This window comes from Spirosoma sp. 209 (assembly GCF_002006735.1).
GTDB lineage: Bacteria > Bacteroidota > Bacteroidia > Cytophagales > Spirosomataceae > Spirosoma > Spirosoma sordidisoli.
Map to the genome: position 1 here is coordinate 344,442 of NZ_MVEC01000004.1, position 15,765 is coordinate 360,206.

At 55.0% G+C, this 15,765-nt stretch carries 15 protein-coding genes; 3 read left to right on the forward strand and 12 right to left on the reverse strand.

Translation table 11 applies throughout. From position 1 onward, the window contains the following. Window positions 1-54: 54 nt before the first annotated feature. From B1C80_RS09245 to B1C80_RS09285, 9 genes are all read right to left on the reverse strand, one after another. On the reverse strand, window positions 55-621 hold the full coding sequence (locus tag B1C80_RS09245; protein ID WP_077920784.1) for a GNAT family N-acetyltransferase: 567 nt from the start codon (window positions 619-621) through the stop codon (window positions 55-57). Then, window positions 618-1,298 (reverse strand): lysoplasmalogenase, encoded by a 681-nt coding sequence (locus B1C80_RS09250; RefSeq protein WP_077920785.1) that lies wholly within the window; start codon window positions 1,296-1,298, stop codon window positions 618-620. Before B1C80_RS09250 ends, B1C80_RS09245 begins: the two co-directional genes overlap by 4 nt. Continuing rightward, the gene (locus B1C80_RS09255) at window positions 1,295-2,410 is read right to left on the reverse strand and encodes a mandelate racemase/muconate lactonizing enzyme family protein (RefSeq protein ID WP_077920786.1); all 1,116 of its coding nucleotides are present in this window, start codon (window positions 2,408-2,410) and stop codon (window positions 1,295-1,297) included. The genes B1C80_RS09250 and B1C80_RS09255 overlap by 4 nt, the downstream gene beginning before the upstream one ends. A 10-nt stretch (window positions 2,411-2,420) precedes the next feature. Then, entirely contained in the window at window positions 2,421-3,128 is a 708-nt protein-coding gene (locus tag B1C80_RS09260) for a thioredoxin domain-containing protein (RefSeq protein ID WP_077920787.1), read from the reverse strand. 60 nt (window positions 3,129-3,188) lie between these two features. Beyond that, window positions 3,189-4,277 carry an amidohydrolase family protein gene (locus B1C80_RS09265; protein WP_201723561.1) on the reverse strand — a complete coding sequence of 363 codons (1,089 nt, stop codon included), beginning with the start codon at window positions 4,275-4,277 and terminating at the stop codon, window positions 3,189-3,191. A 78-nt stretch (window positions 4,278-4,355) separates the two neighbouring features. Beyond that, window positions 4,356-5,060, reverse strand: coding sequence for an RloB family protein (locus B1C80_RS09270; RefSeq protein ID WP_077920789.1), 705 nt, complete (start codon window positions 5,058-5,060; stop codon window positions 4,356-4,358). Continuing rightward, on the reverse strand, window positions 5,038-6,333 hold the full coding sequence (locus B1C80_RS09275) for an ATP/GTP-binding protein (protein WP_077920790.1): 1,296 nt from the start codon (window positions 6,331-6,333) through the stop codon (window positions 5,038-5,040). The genes B1C80_RS09270 and B1C80_RS09275 overlap by 23 nt, the downstream gene beginning before the upstream one ends. A gap of 53 nt (window positions 6,334-6,386) precedes the next feature. Continuing rightward, complete coding sequence (gene ispF, locus B1C80_RS09280) at window positions 6,387-6,863, reverse strand: 2-C-methyl-D-erythritol 2,4-cyclodiphosphate synthase (RefSeq protein ID WP_077920791.1); 477 nt, start codon at window positions 6,861-6,863, stop codon at window positions 6,387-6,389. Then, entirely contained in the window at window positions 6,860-8,095 is a 1,236-nt protein-coding gene (locus B1C80_RS09285; RefSeq protein WP_077920914.1) for a pitrilysin family protein, read from the reverse strand. Before B1C80_RS09285 ends, ispF begins: the two co-directional genes overlap by 4 nt. A gap of 88 nt (window positions 8,096-8,183) precedes the next feature. Here B1C80_RS09285 and B1C80_RS09290 point away from each other — a divergent pair, with 88 nt between their 5' ends. Then, window positions 8,184-9,308, forward strand: a complete 1,125-nt coding sequence (locus B1C80_RS09290; RefSeq protein WP_236648699.1) for a hypothetical protein — start codon at window positions 8,184-8,186, stop codon at window positions 9,306-9,308. A gap of 54 nt (window positions 9,309-9,362) precedes the next feature. Here the strand turns inward: B1C80_RS09290 and B1C80_RS09295 are convergent, their stop codons facing one another. The 3 genes from B1C80_RS09295 to B1C80_RS09305 are packed head-to-tail and all read right to left on the reverse strand — an operon-like array spanning window position 9,363 to window position 13,492. Further along, window positions 9,363-11,291 carry a DNA polymerase III subunit gamma/tau gene (locus B1C80_RS09295; protein ID WP_077920792.1) on the reverse strand — a complete coding sequence of 643 codons (1,929 nt, stop codon included), beginning with the start codon at window positions 11,289-11,291 and terminating at the stop codon, window positions 9,363-9,365. Window positions 11,292-11,320: 29 nt separating this feature from the next. Beyond that, entirely contained in the window at window positions 11,321-12,118 is a 798-nt protein-coding gene (locus B1C80_RS09300) for an ion transporter (protein ID WP_077920916.1), read from the reverse strand. A gap of 54 nt (window positions 12,119-12,172) precedes the next feature. After that, the gene (locus B1C80_RS09305) at window positions 12,173-13,492 is read right to left on the reverse strand and encodes an MFS transporter (protein WP_077920793.1); all 1,320 of its coding nucleotides are present in this window, start codon (window positions 13,490-13,492) and stop codon (window positions 12,173-12,175) included. Between the two features lie 359 nt (window positions 13,493-13,851). On the opposite strand from B1C80_RS09305, the gene B1C80_RS09310 reads away from it, so the two are divergent. Further along, on the forward strand, window positions 13,852-14,562 hold the full coding sequence (locus B1C80_RS09310; RefSeq protein WP_077920794.1) for a GNAT family N-acetyltransferase: 711 nt from the start codon (window positions 13,852-13,854) through the stop codon (window positions 14,560-14,562). A 219-nt stretch (window positions 14,563-14,781) separates the two neighbouring features. After that, window positions 14,782-15,765, forward strand: coding sequence for a GlxA family transcriptional regulator (locus tag B1C80_RS09315; RefSeq protein ID WP_077920795.1), 984 nt, complete (start codon window positions 14,782-14,784; stop codon window positions 15,763-15,765).

Below are 15,765 nucleotides of genomic sequence, written 5' to 3' on the forward strand. Positions count from 1 at the left end.
CGGTGAAAGGGATTTTATCAGGAAAGAACGCGGGCCGGGTTTGTTTCTACCCACTCAGCCCGGCAACTGCCAGTCCCACACAACAACGATCCAGGTTTCGCCCGCGCCGGGTTCGTAGAACTGGTGAACAGGGCGGAACCCCACACGTTCATGCGCGCGGAAGGAGCGGGTATTCCGAATCGAGATGTCGGTAATGAGCATCCGGTAGCGGTGGCTGTACATAGCCCGGTGGTGCTCGTAAAGCCGGTCGAAAATACCCTGGCCGCGGTGAGTGTCAGCCACGCAAACCTGCCCCATCACGTAATAGGGGTACTGACTCAGCAGCTGCCCCTCGTAGGTCAGCGAGTCGATCTGGTCGAAGAGAGAGCCCAGCTCCGGTATGAACGCACGTGTCTCGGGCGCCGAGGTAATGGCGTAACCCACAATCTGGTCGCCATCTTTGGCTACAACGCTCGGGGCCACGGCGTGCATCTGCTGCATCTGGTCGAGGCTATACTGAAGGGTGACGAAGCCCTGGTTGGCCTGCACATCGGCCGGTAGGTGGCGAACAAGGTTTTTTTGTTGCAGGGCCAGTATGCCGCGCAGGTCGTCATCTGTCTGAGCTAGTGTAATAGTAATCATTGGGTGGGGTGAATATGGGTAACGATCAGGTATTGGGCCGCTGCGTACGTACTCATAATGAATACAGTGGCTCCGGCAAAAGGCGTTAGGAAGGCATTGACCGCAATGGCCGAGTCTGACGCCATGAACAGCAGCGCCCCGATCAGTACGGGGCCGTAGCCCGGCTGTCCCCGGCGTAGCGCAGCCAGCAGGCCCATGGTGCTGATACAAACAATATAAACAACAACCGGGGTCCAGAGGCCGTTCAGGGCGGGGGTGGTTCGGAACGTCGGCTGCAGAATCAGCAGAAAAATGCCTGCGTAGACGACGAACGGCAGCGCCAGCAGACCAGCCGTCGGTAGCGAAACGGACTGCCCTGCTCCCCGCATTCGGAACACAACGCAGTAGCCGAGTTGCATGATCAGAAACGAAGCCAGCCCGAGGCCAAACAGATCGACTTCCCGGATCATCAGGAACACATCGCCCAGCAGCGCAAAAACCAGACTAACACGCAAGATTGTCATCGGTAGTCCGCCAACCCGCCGGTGCCGCCATGACCAGGCCAGTAGCAGCCCAACAATGAGCGGCTTGCTGATGTAGTGCAGCCACCGGATCGGCGCCAGATCGCCCACCAGCTCCAGCCCGGTGACAAGGGCGAAAAGCAGCGCAAACCGGCGGTCAGGCGGGATGGTATTCATAAGGCCGTACTGCTGCTGATGGCGATTGTTTCCAGCCTGCTCAGAAACGCGGGGTCAACCTCTGCACCGATACCGGGCGCGTCAGACAGCTCGATCTGGTAGCCCCGGTATACGATACCGCCCTGTACGGGGTCGATAGCATGCTCAAAACAGGCGTCGAGGTCACAGAAACGAACGTTTTGCCGGGCTGCTGCGAAGTGCGCGTTGGCCGTAAGCGCCAGCCGTGACTCCGACATACAGCCAATCATGCAGGCAATGCCGCTGGCTTCGGCAATGGCATTAATGGCCAGCGCGTCAAAGATTCCTCCGCTTTTGGCCAGTTTGATGTTGAAATAATCGACCGCTTCATCCCGAACGAGCCGGATGGCGTCGGTAGCATCGAACAGGCTTTCGTCGGCCATGAGCGGTACCGGCGAACTGCGCCGAATCTGTCGCAAACCGGCAATGTCGTGTCGCCGGATGGGCTGTTCGCAATATTGTACGTTCCAGCCGCCGATGGTTCGCAGGACGGCCTGTGCAGTGACCACGTCCCAGCCCTGGTTGGCATCGGTCCGGATCGGAGTGGTGTCGCCGATAGCGGTTCGAATGGCTTCTACCCGACGGATATCGTCGACCCGGTTGGTACCGAGCTTAACTTTGATCGCTTCCGCTCCGTTAGCCTGGATCCGCAGCGCGTCGTCGACCATGCGTTCGGGGGTGTTGATATAGATCGTTTCGTCCGTGACCAGCGAGCGCCGGGAGCCACCCAGAAACTGGTACAGCGGCATGTTGGCGGCTTTAGCAGCCAGGTCATACAGGGCCATGTCGAAGGCCGATCGGGTGGTGACGTGGCCGGGCAGATAGCGCGTCAGTGTGGTTACGCATCCTTCAATATCGAGCGGGTTGCGGTTCAGCAGCAGCCGGGCCATATCCTGTGCAGCCGCCATACCCGATGCCTGCGTTTCGCCAACGATCATCCAGAACGGCGACCCTTCGCCCCAGCCCGTCAGCCCGTCGCTGGTCTGAATTTCGACCAGTATATTCCGGGCGCTGTCAATGGTGCCCAGCGAAATAGCAATAGGGGCTTTAAGCGGGATGTTGTAGGCGTAGAGGTTGATTCGGGTAATGATCATTGACGGCGGGTCACAGGTTTTTATCGAGCAGGTCGGTCAGGTAAGCAGCCGATTGAAGGCCGATCAGCCGCTCGGTCAGCTTGCCCTGTTTGAGCAGGAGGAGGGTCGGAATTTCGTCGACCTGATAGGCCTGCATCAGGGCTTTGCTGGCGTCGGCATCGGCTTTAACCACCAGCACTTTACCTGCGTACTGGGTTTGCAGCTGCTCCATGATCGGCATCATTTTCTGGCAGGGCGCACACCAGGGCGCATAGAAGTCGACCAGGACGAGCCGATTGCTGGCCGATAACGCTTTCAGCTCGGCAGGGGTAACGGCTTTGGCAGTCGGGCTGGCTTTGGCCCCTTCGATCGGTTTCAGTTTGGTGGTCCACTTCAGATAGCCGCCCTGCAACTCATAGACCGATGAAAACCCCTGTTCGCGCATCAGTTTGGCCGCTTCGGCCGAGCGCCCGCCCGAGAGGCAGTAGACATAGACGGGTTTGGTCTTGTCAAGGGCTGTCAGATTCTGTCCGAAAGCGGGGTTCCGGAAATCGAGGTTCGTAGCGCCCGGCAGGTGGCCACCGCCGAATTCACCGGGGGTTCTGACGTCGAGGAGCTGGGCGCCGGGCGTTTTCTTCAGCTGGTGCTCAAAGTCGTCGGTCGACAGGTTCTGCGCCCGGGCGGATAACGGGCCGATCAGGACGAACAGATAGAAAAAACAGTGGCGAAGCAGGGTCATCGGGTTTCCTTTGGTAAATACGACGGTATGACTTGACCTATAGTAACACATCAATGGTACTTATTGCGGAAACTGGCTTTTGTCCAGCCCCGGAATAATCCGCAATGCATTCTTGTAATAGATTTTCTTGAGAATCTCGTCGGGCAGTCCCATGCCGTACATACGCCAGAACGCGTGGTATTTTTTGTGGTAAGGAAAGTACTCGTCGTTGGTTTCAAGCACCCGGAAATAGGTAGCGTATTCGCTCGGCACCCAGCTGTCTTTACCAAACAGAATCCGGTCCTGATACTTCTCGAAGAACTGGCGTGAGGCCCGTGGCTGACGGCCCAGCTCGGCAATGACAGCTCCAATCTCGACGTTCATGTTCGGGAATACCTGCATCAGGCTATCCAGTTTGGCCAGGTCATTGGGGTACCAGCCCATGTGTGCGTTGATGAAGGTCGTTTTGGGGTGCTTCCGAAAAACGTTGTGCTGTTCGGCAATGAGCTTCTCCCAGGGAACGGGGTCATTGGGCGAGCGTTTGCGGCCGGCATGGAGTTTGAGTTCGAGCCAGCGCTCATTATAGCGATCCATCGGGTCCCAGAACGATTTCGGGTCGGCGGTATGGATTAGCACCGGAATGCCCAGCTGTCCGCATTTGGCCCAGATCGGGTCCAGTCGCGGATCATCGACCCGAATGCGCTGGCCTTTTTCATCTTTCACGCTAAAACCCAGCGATTTGTAAATCTTCAGCCCTTTGGCTCCGGCTTTCACGTCGGCCTCGAGCGTTTTTACGGCCTCATCGGTCCAGCCCGCCTTGCCAATGTCATCGAAGTTGATGTTGGAGAACAGGATAAGCCGTTTCGGATTCGTTTTCTGGATATTGGTGGCCGCTGCGGTAAAGAACCGGGTATTTTCGGCTACGTTGCCCCAGCCGCGCCCGCTCAGGTTTACCATCACCTGCATGTTGAGGCTGTCCATCTGGGCCACCAGCGGCCGCAGGTCGGCCTTGTCCATCTGGAACTGATGGTTGTGCACATCGATAAACGGAAACTTGGCGCGGGTCAGCTTATGCTCGGGTACCTTCAGCGTCGATACCGGATCGTACTCCTCGAACCCCAGCGGCATATCGGCCGGTTTCTGAGCCCGCACAATCGGGGCGTTCAGCATAATGAGGGCGAGGGAGAATGGTATTAGTTGAACCAGGCGATTAACCATGCTTTAGCGAATAATTCGGTTATAGTGAATTTATGAGGATAATTTCGGAGGGATCTGTGAGCGCAATCGTTCCACTAGAGCATATACCCGAGTACAGGGGTTATGATTAGCATAGTCTGTTCGTCCTGCAAACTGCTGTTCCAACTGCCTGGCTCGTTTAATTGCCTGTTCTTCGTTTCCGAACTGCTTTAGTAGATTGTATACATCCTGACTGTTTTTGTCATACTGATACGATTTACCCATGCATCGACTAAGCTCCTTCTCCAGCAATTTCTGGTAGTGTTCCCGGCGGATAGCCTGCTGAAAGTGCTGAAAATGGAGGAGGTACCAAAGCTCGAAGGCTTCGTTACTCCATGCACAATATACCCCCAGTTCCTGAGCTTTGGCAATAGCATTATCAAAATTTTGGTTGGGGAAGCTATCGCGGTCGAACACCGTCCAAGTCTCATCGATTACGCGCCCCGGCTGACTTTCAATACGGGCTTTTGCTTTAAGTGCTTCGTTGATGACACCCAACGTATTTCGGCCTGTTCCCTCAATCGACAGGTCAATTAATTCCAGCACGTGGGGCGGAAGGTTCTTTTTTAAGCCTTCAAAGTACAAAGGCTCGGTTTTAGTGCCCTCGCAGACAATGAGATAAAAGCGCCGTTTCGGACGCGCGTTCTGAAGACGTTTGGTTTCCTGTCGTTCAAACCGTTTTTTGCTGGCATTATCAATTTTCGCTACCCGGGCCATGCTGAAACAGTTTGGAGAAGTCACCAATGTAGGGAATAGCCCCGTAGCGGCCCTGGATATAGTCCGTCTCGAATGACCGATCTTTACGGACTTTAGTACCGTCTTCTTCTTTGTACTCGACCAACGAATACAGACAGGTGGCTCCGTATTGGTCCTTCTCGGTAAACCAGATCTGGTCGCGCCGAAATTGCCCGTCGGTAAGCAGGTTTGTATCGTGAGTGGCGAAAATCAGTTGCGCGTTTTTTGGGTTGGTTTCCGGGTTGTTGAACAGTCGGATAATGGCCTGTGTAAGAAGTGGATGGAGTTTAGCGTCGAGTTCGTCAATAACTAGTATTCCATGACGCTCAATAGCTAAATAAATTGGGGCTAACAGGTCGAAAAACTTATTTGTACCGGATGACTCATTTTGAGCTAAATCAAGTTCGACATCATTTATATATAAATTATCAGCATTGTATTGTTTGTGTATTGTCTTAATCGCTACTGTTTGCTTGCCACTCAGGAGGTCATAAAAAAGTTGTTGATTTTCTAACGAGAACCCTGACAGATAATCTTTATCCATTTCCCCTTTTTGGGGAGTAAAGTTCAAAAAACCAAAGTTCATATTATTGACAATAGCTGTCAACTCATCTTTAACGGTGGGGGCTTCAATAAGTCTTAGTAGGTGTTTACGATATTTATCATGATCAATTCCAGAAGTATAAAGAACATGATTGAACCAACTCACGATTTGCTTAGCTAATGGCCCGTTAAATTGATCGCAGACTGATAAGAACAAAGCATTAGTGCGTGTTCTTTCTTCAAGGCCCCGGCCCTCCCTAAAATCTTTTGATACTTCTATTGTGTCATTATCGCGAATGAAAAGTACTCTCTCTTGTAATTTCTTTGCTTCAAAAAGCCATTCTGCCTTCACCGCATTTGCGTCTACCTCAAATCCATAGCGGAACTGGCTTTGTTCAATTAAAAAGACAACTTCAAAGTAGCTAGGCTGCTTTGCCGTCTCAGTGTTTAGTAAAAATGGTTGAACCACAATTTCATCAGTCGACTGGCGTTGGGCTGAGGTCCGTAAGATAGAGACCATATCGCCAATAGCCTTCAGCAAATTCGACTTGCCGCTGGCATTAGCTCCGTATATAGCCGCACTTCTCAGTAATTTTTGTCGGCCGGCTTCAAAGACACGTTCGGGAAACTCGCTGATGCCTGATGCATCCATCCGTAAGGTCTGGCGTTCCTTTATTGACAGGAAATTGGCGACGCTGAATTCAACTAGCATAAAACCAGAGTCTAAAATGATGAAGCAAATACGTATAGATGCACAAATACGCGTTATTTGTAAATTAGCGCTACGCAGTGGGCGGCTATGCCTTCCTGCCGACCTACGAAGCCCAGGTGTTCGGAGGTGGTCGCTTTGATGGATATGTCGTCTTCCGGAATTTGCATGACCCCGGCCAGGCAGGTTTTCATCGCCGGGATGTGCGGGTTCAGCTTCGGCTCCTGCAGTACAACCGTTACGTCGACGTTCGAGACTTCGTACCCCGCTTCCCGCACCATCCGCAGCACTTCGGCCAGCAGCACTTTACTGTCGACGCCTTTCCAGCGCGGGTCTTTATCGGAAAAGTGATAACCGATGTTGCGCATGTTGGCGGCCCCCAGCAGGGCGTCGCATAAAACGTGGCAGACAACGTCGGCATCTGAATGGCCAAAGGCGCCGTGGGTATGCGGAATCTGAATGCCGCCGAGCCAAAACGGGTGACCTGCTACGAGTTTATGGACATCGTAGCCCTGTCCGACCCGGATTTTCATGCAACGCGGTAATATAAAGTCGAACAATTCTCGGGACGCAGTACCTGCCGGGCCATCTGCTGCACATCGTCGGGTGTGACGGCCTGAATGTGGGCGGCTTCCTGGTTAACCAGTTCGGGATCGCCCGCGTTGGCCGCGTAGGCCAGGTTCATGGCGCGGTTCAGCAACTCGACCTCCGAGAAGGCCAGCGTGGCTTCGGCCTGGTTTTTCACCTTGGTCAGCTCTTCGTCCGGAACAGCCTGATCGATAAACTCCTGAATAACCGACTCAACAGCTGCGTCGGCTTCTTCGAGCGAGATGCCTTCGTTCAGCGTACCCTGTACGACCAGCAGGCCGGGATCGAGCGACGAGGTGATGTACGCGCCTATGTTGCTGAAGAGCGGATTGTCGCGCAGGAGCTGCTGATACAGACGCGATGATTTACTGCGGCCCAGCATGTCGCTGAGGAGGTCGGTGGTCTGGAAGTTCGGCTCGAAGCGACCCGGCATGTGCCAGGCTTTGTAGAGTGCGTTGAGCGGTACTTTAGCGCTGGTTTCCAGTTTGCGGGCTTCGTGCTGCACCGCTTCCTGCGGGAGCTGCCTCACATAAGGAGCCCCGGCCGGAATAGTCGCAAACCAGCGGGCACATAGCTGTTTGACCTCTTCGACGGTTACGTTGCCGGCTACGACCAGGACCGCGTTGTTGGGCAGGTAGTAGCGGAAGAAAAAAGCCCGCACGTCGTCGAGGGTCGCGTTTTCGATGTGGCTAATGTCTTTGCCAATGGTTGCCCATTGGTATGGATGTTGCTGATAAGCCAGTGGGCGCAACTTCAGCCAGACATCGCCATATGGTTGATTCAGATACCGTTGCTTGAACTCTTCGATGACCACTTTCCGTTGCACCTCCAGCACCTGGGGGTCAAACGACAGACTCAGCATCCGGTCCGACTCGAGCCAGAAGGCGGTTTCGAGGTTGGCGGCTGGCAGCGTGATGTAATAGTTGGTGATATCGGGACTGGTAAAAGCATTGTTCTCGCCCCCAACGCGTTGCAGCGGCTCGTCGTAGCTCGGGATGTGTTGCGAACCGCCGAACATCAGGTGCTCGAACAGGTGCGCAAATCCGGTCCGGCCGGGATCTTCGTCGCGCGAACCGACGTTGTAAAGTATATTGACAGCGGCCAGGGGAGTGGTGGCGTCTTCATGGACAAACACCCGGAGGCCGTTGTCCAGCGTAAACTGTTCGTACTGAATCATGAATGAAAACTTTTGCGTATAGCCCTCGTTAGATAATACGCACTCAACAAAAGTACGGTTCCGGCCGTACAGAATCAACCGCTATACGTTGACACCGTTCTCTGTACATTTTCGCTTCTTCATCGGGCTCCTGCTGCTGGTTTTGCCCGGACTGGCTCCGGCCCAGGTGCTGACCGACCCGGCCGCCCAGCAAACCGTTCAGCGCGTGCTGGACAATATCTATAGCATGGAGTTTACCCAGGCTGATGAACAGATCCGGCAGATTCGCGCCCGCTATCCGCAGCATCCGATCGGGCCTATCCTGCTGGCTACCAAGCTGGAACTGCAATACGTGCCCATTCACGAGAACCCGGCGGCTAAAGCCCAGTTCATACAGGCGGTTGGGCAGGGTCTCGACCTGTCGAAGCGCCTGCTCGACCGAAACGATAAGGATCCGGAAGGTATCTTCTTTGCGCTGACGGCGCACAGCTACCTGGCCGCGCTGTATAACAACCAGAATGAAACGATTAAGGCCGTCGGGGAGTCGCGCAAATCGTACGGGTACCTGAAAGATGGTTTCCGGCTCACGGACAAAAACCCCGACTTTTATTTTACAACGGGTTTGTACAACTATTACGTAGAGCGCTACCCCATCGATCATCCGGTTGTGCGGCCGTTTATGGTATTTTTCGATGACGGCGATATGGCCCTGGGCCTGAAGCAGATGGAGATTGCTGCCAAACGGGCGCTGTTCATGCGGGCCGGTGCCAACTATTACCTGGCGCATGTGCTCCTGAAACACGAAACCCAGCCGGGCCGGGCGGTTGTGTTTACCAAATATCTGGCCGATAAATACCCCAATAACCCGTTATTCGGGATGATCAACGCCGAAGCCCTGTTGCTGGCTGGTCGCTATGCCGAAGCGCGGCCCTATGTACAGCGCCTGAAGCAGATGAGCAACCAGCAGTTGCTGCCCCTGGCCGTGTATACGTTCGATGGGATACTGGCCGAGCAGGCCGACCGCGACGATAAAGAAGCGGCCAGCGCGTACCAGGTCGCCCTCCGGCAACCGGTCAATGCGGCCTATACGAAGGAGTATCAGGCCATGGCCTATGCCGGTCTGGCCCGCATTGCGGCCCGCAGCAACAACCAGCAAACGGCAAAGCTGTATTACAAAAAGGCGCTGGCCGTAGCGCAGTACAAATCGCTGATCCGGGAGGCCCGGGGCAAGTAAATGCCTTTTCGTACGGAAGTCCCCCGTTGCTGCGTTGATTTCGGTAGCTTCCGGTTAGTAGTCGACCTCCAGGTTGAGGGCCTGACGCAGGTCGTGCAGGGCCGGGTTTTTCTCGGCCAGGTAGTTGTACTTATCCTGCGGGCTGTAAATCATTTTCTTCACTTCCTGAAGTCTGACTTCGTGTTCAACCTGTACCTGGCTATTCTGGAGCTGGTTGCGCAGGTAAGTGACCAGCTCTACTTTGAAGTCGTTCAGGATGCCTACCTGCAGGGTGTTGTCGAGCGTTAGCCGAACGGTCAAGCCGTCGAGTTCAATGTCGCGGTTCAGGATCAGCTGTTCGCTGGCCGAGTCATTCTGTTGCTGGCGAAGCCGGGCAAACGACACCCAGGCTGACCGTAGCTGATCGAAATCAAACGGTTTGTCGGGGCGGGTGGGGGCTGCCGGAGTGTCGGTCTCGGCTTCGGTCGCTGGCCGGGCCATGGTGGTGGTCAGCGGCACCGTCGACCGAAGCTTGCTGGTAGCGGGTCGCGCTGGCGGAACCAGGGCGGGCTTGGTCGGGCGGTCGGCGGTAGCGGTAACCGGAACGGGGGCTACGGGCACCGGCTCGACCGGTCGCCGGTCAGGGACGGGGGGCGCATACGAGGTTGGGCTGGCCGGCTGGCCGTTGGCGGGCGTTGCCGGGTGGTATCCATTGACGGGTTCGCTCGTAAACGGGTGTGACTCGATCAGGACGGGTGGGTCGGGTGCGGGGCTATCAGGCGTGGGCTGTAGCTGGCTGCGTATCGGTCCGTCGTTTTTTTTTTCGCCAACGGGGTCTCCGCTGGCAGGGTGGCTGGCCGGGTGCGATCCGTTTGTCGACAGGGTCGGTATAGCTTCCCAGTCCAGTACGTTGCGCAGGTTGGCCAGCTTCATCAGCCACAGTTCGGTATGCAGCCGCTGGTCTTTGGCCGCTTTGTAGTTCATGTCGCACTGACCGCCCAGGCTGAGGGCCGACAGCAGAAACGACATGGGGGCGCGGGCCGCCTGGTCGAGGTACTGCCGCCGAACGTTTTCCGTTACCTGAAGCAGCTGAACCGTGGCCGCATCCTTACAGACGAGCAGGTCGCGGAAGTGGCGGCAGAGGCCAACGATGAACTGGTGACCGTCAAATCCTTTGCGCAGGATTTCATCGACCGTTAGCAGGCTTTGCGGCAGGTTACCCGCCAGCAGCAGATCGGTCAGCTTGAAGTAGTAGTCGTAGTCGAGAATGTGCAGGTTGTCCAGCACGTCCTTGTACCGAATGATTCGGTCGGCTGCGAAGGTTACGTTGAGGTCGAACATCGACAGCGCATCCCGCAGGCCGCCGTCGGCTTTCTGGGCAATCAGGTCCAGCGCTTCGGATTCGGCGGTGATGCCTTCCTGGCTGGCTATTTTGGCCAGATGCCCGGCAATGTGTTCCGGCTGTATCCGGTTGAAATCGAAGATCTGGCAGCGCGACAGAATCGTGGGCAGAATCTTGTGTTTCTCGGTGGTGGCCAGAATGAAAATGGCGTAGGCCGGCGGCTCTTCCAGTGTTTTCAGGAAGGCGTTGAAAGCCGCCGACGAGAGCATGTGCACCTCGTCAATGATATAAATTTTGTATTTGCCCGACTGGGGTGGATAGCGTACCTGATCGATCAGGTTCCGGATATCCTCGACCGAGTTGTTCGAGGCCGCGTCGAGTTCGTGAATATTGAAGGAAGCATTCTGAGAAAAGCTGACGCACGACTCGCACTGGTCACAGGCTTCGCCCTCGGGCGTCAGGTTTTGGCAATTGATGGTCTTGGCCAGAATCCGGGCGCAGGTGGTCTTGCCAACCCCGCGCGGCCCGCAGAAAAGAAACGCCGAGGCTAAATGATTGGTCCTGATGGCATTCTTGAGGGTAGTCGTAATATGCTCCTGACCCACGACGGTATCGAAGGTAGCGGGGCGGTACTTGCGGGCCGAGACCACGAAATTTTCCATACTGCAAGTTAGCAGGTCGGGGGCGGATTTCAAATCTCCGCTCCACAATGTGGACAGCGTTGCCGGGGGCTGCCTTTGCGGGTTCGCATGTGTTCCGAGAAACCCGATACCAGGATACTGGTTGGTAGTGCAAACAGCATAATGCCCATCATAGCCGACAGACCACCAATGAGTTGACCCAGGGGCGACACCGGGTAAACGTCGCCGTAACCGACGGTGGTCATGGCGCTGGCCCCCCACCACATCGTAGCCGGAATGCTGCTGAATTTATCGGGCTGAATGGGGTGCTCTACATAATACATGACGCTCGATACGATGATGAGCATGAACACCACGAAGGTGAGCACCAGAATCAGCTCTTCTTTCTTATCGTTGATGACGGCCGCAATGACCCGGAAGGCATGCGAGTATTTCGAGATACGAAACAGCCGGAAAATGCGGAACAGGCGCAGAATCCGCACAACGGCCAGGTCGGTAGCAAACAGCGTAAAGTAGAACGGGAAAATAGCCAGCAGGTCGATAATAGCCCGGGTCGAGACAATGTACCGAAGCCGTCCCCAGAACCAGTGATGGTACCGCTCGTTCTCGACGCATACCCACAGCCGAACCAGGTATTCGATTGTAAAGAACCCGACCGAAAACAGCTCAAAGTCGTAGAAAAGCCGTTCGTAGCGCCGGTTATAATCGGGCACCGTATGCAACACGATGGCAAGAGCGTTCAGCGTAATGATCGACAGTAGTACGCTGTTAAAAATCAGGCTGATACCCCGGCGTTTGCCCGTCGAGGTTTCCAGAATCCGGTAAAGATTTTTGCGGAGGGTAAGCATGGCCGTACGGTTGGTCCATCGCAAGCTACGCAGCAAATTCATAACGTGCCAGACTCACCTGGAGCCAGCCCGTCTTATTGTGAGCAGCAGGATAGTAGCCGCCCCTGCCGCCAGTAAACCGGCCCCCAACCCAATGGTCGGAGCCGCCAGATGCAGCAGGGCATTGCCCGCTAGAAACGTACCCGCAATGTCGCAGAGGTTCACGAAAGCCATGTAGGTAGTAAACTGGGAGCCTTCGACGCCTTTCCGGCAAATGGCCATCAGAACGGGCATGGCGGCCGCACTGATGGCCGGGTCCATGAAATAAAGGGCGACCAGCCCCGTCTGGGCCAGCGGCCGCTGTATCCACTGCGCCGACAGCAGGTTGAACCCCAGCAGATAGAGGGCAACCATGAATACCATCAGCACCAGCAGTCGGCGCGCTCCGACCCGGTCGGCCAGATACCCGCCGGTCAGGGCAATGATGGTAGCGACCACCATGCCGTACGTCCCCGTCAGTACCGACAGGTCTTCGTCTTTCCAACCCAAGTTGTCGATCAGGTGGTGATTATAAGCCCGGGCAAAGAGCGATACGCTGGTATAAGCCATCAGGATAGCGCCGAACAGCAGGATACTCTGTCGGGAGAGAAGTCCTCTGAACAACTCGGTTATCAGCCAGCGGAACGTATAGTCAGGCTGCTCAGCCTGGCGGACAACCGGTTTCGGCGGGCGTTGGCTGCTGCGCCGGGTCCAGGATGGAAACAGCTGATCGCCGGGTCGTTCGCGGATGAACAGCATCAGCAGGACGCCTGTCAGCAAACAGCCCACCTGCGCCAGGGCCGCCCCATGAAACCCGTATCGGCGCAGGAGTACGGCAAAAACGGCCGCCCCAATGCCGGTACCGATGAGAAACCCGGCTCGCATGAAGGCATTGACGCGGCCCCGTTCGTCATCAGGAATAACGGTAATGGCCATGGCATCGACGCTGGCGTCCTGAATGGCGGCAAATACACTCCGGGCGCAGAACAACCAGCCCAGCAGGCCAATGTCGGCCACCGGATTACGTACGGCCAGTAAGCTACAGGAAGCCAGCACGGTCATCAGCTGCGACCCCACCACCCAGGGCTTGCGACGGCCCAGGGGCGAGTGCTGAAAACGGTCGATGAGCGGACCCCAGATAAACTGAAACGCCCACGGCAATCCGATGATGGCAATGAACGAACCGACCCGGTCGGGGCTGACCCCTTCGGCCGTAAAATAGTTGGCCAGCGCCGTTAGGTAGAAGCCCGACGGAATGCCCTGCATGACGTACAGATAGAAAAAAACACCGTAGCGAAGCGGTCGGCTCTGGCTGAGTGTCAGGGCATAAGCAGGCGGGGTAAAAGACGGAGCCATTCGTAACGTTGACAGCGGATCGGCATGATTCGTGATGCCGCGAACTAGCTGTACTCGCTGTCGTGGACTTATGTTTTTGCCAGTTGCGAACTATCCTGTAAAAAAACCGTTTAATCTATTGCACGACCCGGATAATATCCCGAACATTGTCCGCGTTATTTGCGCACAACCGATGGCCAAGCTCGTTTTCATACCGACCTTCTTCCATACTACGCCATTTCGGTTTAGGTCCGAAAGGACCATATAGCTCTGTCTGCCTACGTGGTGGACTCCCCTCGTCTTTTTTTCTAACTTTTTTTGTAACCCCTACGGATCACACCGTCTCCGCGTTGCGGCTCATACCCGCCTGATAAACGACGATGATAACGCCCGAAATAGTCAACGATCAATACATGGTGCAGGTTGCCAGCGAAAACCACCTGCAACTGGCCGAAACAATCTGCCGCGAAATGGAAGAAAGCGCCAAGGCCCGGGGAACCGGTATTGCCAAGCGTTCGCCCATTTACGTTATGGAAAAAATGCTCGAAGGTAAGGCCATTGTGGCCACTACGCTGGCGGGCGAATGGGTTGGGTTTTGCTATATCGAAACCTGGGAACACGGTAAGTTCGTAGCCAACTCCGGCCTTATTGTTCGTCCCGAGCATCGGAAGAGCGGCATAGCTACGCGCATCAAAGCCAAGGCGTTCGAGCTGTCGCGGAGTCGCTTTCCCAACGCCAAGATCATTGGTATTACCACTAGCCTGGCCGTAATGAAGATCAACTCCGATCTTGGTTATCAGCCGGTTACGCTCAGCGAATTGCCAGGTGATGAGGCCTTCTGGAAAGGCTGCCAGACCTGCGCCAATTTCGATATTCTGACCCGTACCAACCGCAAGCACTGCCTCTGCACCGGTATGCTCTACGATCCGGAAGAGCATAAGAAACCGGAACAGAAAACCGAGAACTGGAACTTCCTGAAAGAGTCGAAACTGTACGAGCGCTGGATGCGGATCAAAGAGCGTATCCTGCTCCGGTTACAGCACGACCGCTCCCGTTCCCGCAAAACCGAGCGTGAGCTGGAAACCGCCTGATCATCAGAGCTTCATCATACCAGAAACGCATTCCGAAAAGTCGTCTTCAGCCCGCCTGAAGACGACTTTTTTGCGTTCGGAAAAGATCTATTCAACGGCCCGTTTTTCGGTTATTCTGGTCCGAAAAATGGATGGAAAGTAGCGCATAAATTCGTATTTTAGAGTGTCTGTACAGCGCAGCTGAAAAGCGCCTTTTCTTTCTCTATTCCTGAAAAAATTATGAAACGAATTTCGTTACTTGTTTACGAAGATGCGGTTTTGTCGTCGGTTTCCGGCGCTATCGACTTGCTGCTGGCTACCAATGGGTATTTGCAGCAATTAGGCAAATCGCCGGCATTCAGTCTGGAACTGGTCAGCGAAAAATCGAAGCATATTCAACTAAACGTACCCGCTCAACTGATCTGCTACAAAACGCTGGATGAGGTAACAGATACGGATCTTATCCTGGTGCCTGCCTTCTACGGAAGCCCCGATCTGGCCCTGGCCGGGAAAGCCGGTATGCTGGACTGGCTCCGGACCAAACACGCAGCCGGTATCGAGATTGCCAGTCTGTGTCTGGGTAGTTATCTGCTGGCCGAAGCCGGTATTCTGTCCGGAAAAGCCTGTACGTCGCACTGGATGGCCATCGATGACATGCAGCGACGCTATACCGATGTGCAGGTTCTGGCCGATGCCGTCGTGACGGATCGGGATGGCATCTATACCAGTGGCGGGGCTTTACTATCGTGGAACCTGATTCTGTACCTGATCGAGAAGTTCTGCGGGCACGAAGTGAGTATCGGGGTGAGCCGTATGTTCAACATCGATCTCGACCGGTCCAGTCAGGCTTATTTTGTTGTTTTTCAGGGCCAGCGGCAACACGAAGACGAGGCCATTCTGAAGGCACAGACCTTCATCGAAAAAAATTACCACCGGCCTATTTCCGTCGATCAGATTGCCGAACAAACCAATATGAGCAAGCGGAATTTTATTCGCCGGTTTAAAAATGCGACGCAGAATACACCGCTTGAATATTTGCAGCGCGTCAAAATAGAATCAGCCAAAAAAGCGCTCGAAAAAAACGCAGATGATGTAACCTCACTGATGTACAACGCGGGCTACAATGATGTAAAAACATTCCGGAAAGTATTCAAGCAAATTACCGGACTTACGCCACTTGAATACCGGAAAAAATACAGCCGCAGAAACGTAGCTACCGTCTGA

Coding starts and splice junctions, on each gene's coding strand:
- B1C80_RS09245 (WP_077920784.1), bottom strand. CDS start 621: ATGATTACTATTACACTAGCTCAGACAGATGACGACCTGCGCGGCATA.
- B1C80_RS09250 (WP_077920785.1), bottom strand. CDS start 1,298: ATGAATACCATCCCGCCTGACCGCCGGTTTGCGCTGCTTTTCGCCCTT.
- B1C80_RS09255 (WP_077920786.1), bottom strand. CDS start 2,410: ATGATCATTACCCGAATCAACCTCTACGCCTACAACATCCCGCTTAAA.
- B1C80_RS09260 (WP_077920787.1), bottom strand. CDS start 3,128: ATGACCCTGCTTCGCCACTGTTTTTTCTATCTGTTCGTCCTGATCGGC.
- B1C80_RS09265 (WP_201723561.1), bottom strand. CDS start 4,277: ATGCTGAACGCCCCGATTGTGCGGGCTCAGAAACCGGCCGATATGCCG.
- B1C80_RS09270 (WP_077920789.1), bottom strand. CDS start 5,060: ATGGCCCGGGTAGCGAAAATTGATAATGCCAGCAAAAAACGGTTTGAA.
- B1C80_RS09275 (WP_077920790.1), bottom strand. CDS start 6,333: ATGCTAGTTGAATTCAGCGTCGCCAATTTCCTGTCAATAAAGGAACGC.
- ispF (WP_077920791.1), bottom strand. CDS start 6,863: ATGAAAATCCGGGTCGGACAGGGCTACGATGTCCATAAACTCGTAGCA.
- B1C80_RS09285 (WP_077920914.1), bottom strand. CDS start 8,095: ATGATTCAGTACGAACAGTTTACGCTGGACAACGGCCTCCGGGTGTTT.
- B1C80_RS09295 (WP_077920792.1), bottom strand. CDS start 11,291: ATGGAAAATTTCGTGGTCTCGGCCCGCAAGTACCGCCCCGCTACCTTC.
- B1C80_RS09300 (WP_077920916.1), bottom strand. CDS start 12,118: ATGCTTACCCTCCGCAAAAATCTTTACCGGATTCTGGAAACCTCGACG.
- B1C80_RS09305 (WP_077920793.1), bottom strand. CDS start 13,492: ATGGCTCCGTCTTTTACCCCGCCTGCTTATGCCCTGACACTCAGCCAG.
- B1C80_RS09310 (WP_077920794.1), top strand. CDS start 13,852: ATGATAACGCCCGAAATAGTCAACGATCAATACATGGTGCAGGTTGCC.
- B1C80_RS09315 (WP_077920795.1), top strand. CDS start 14,782: ATGAAACGAATTTCGTTACTTGTTTACGAAGATGCGGTTTTGTCGTCG.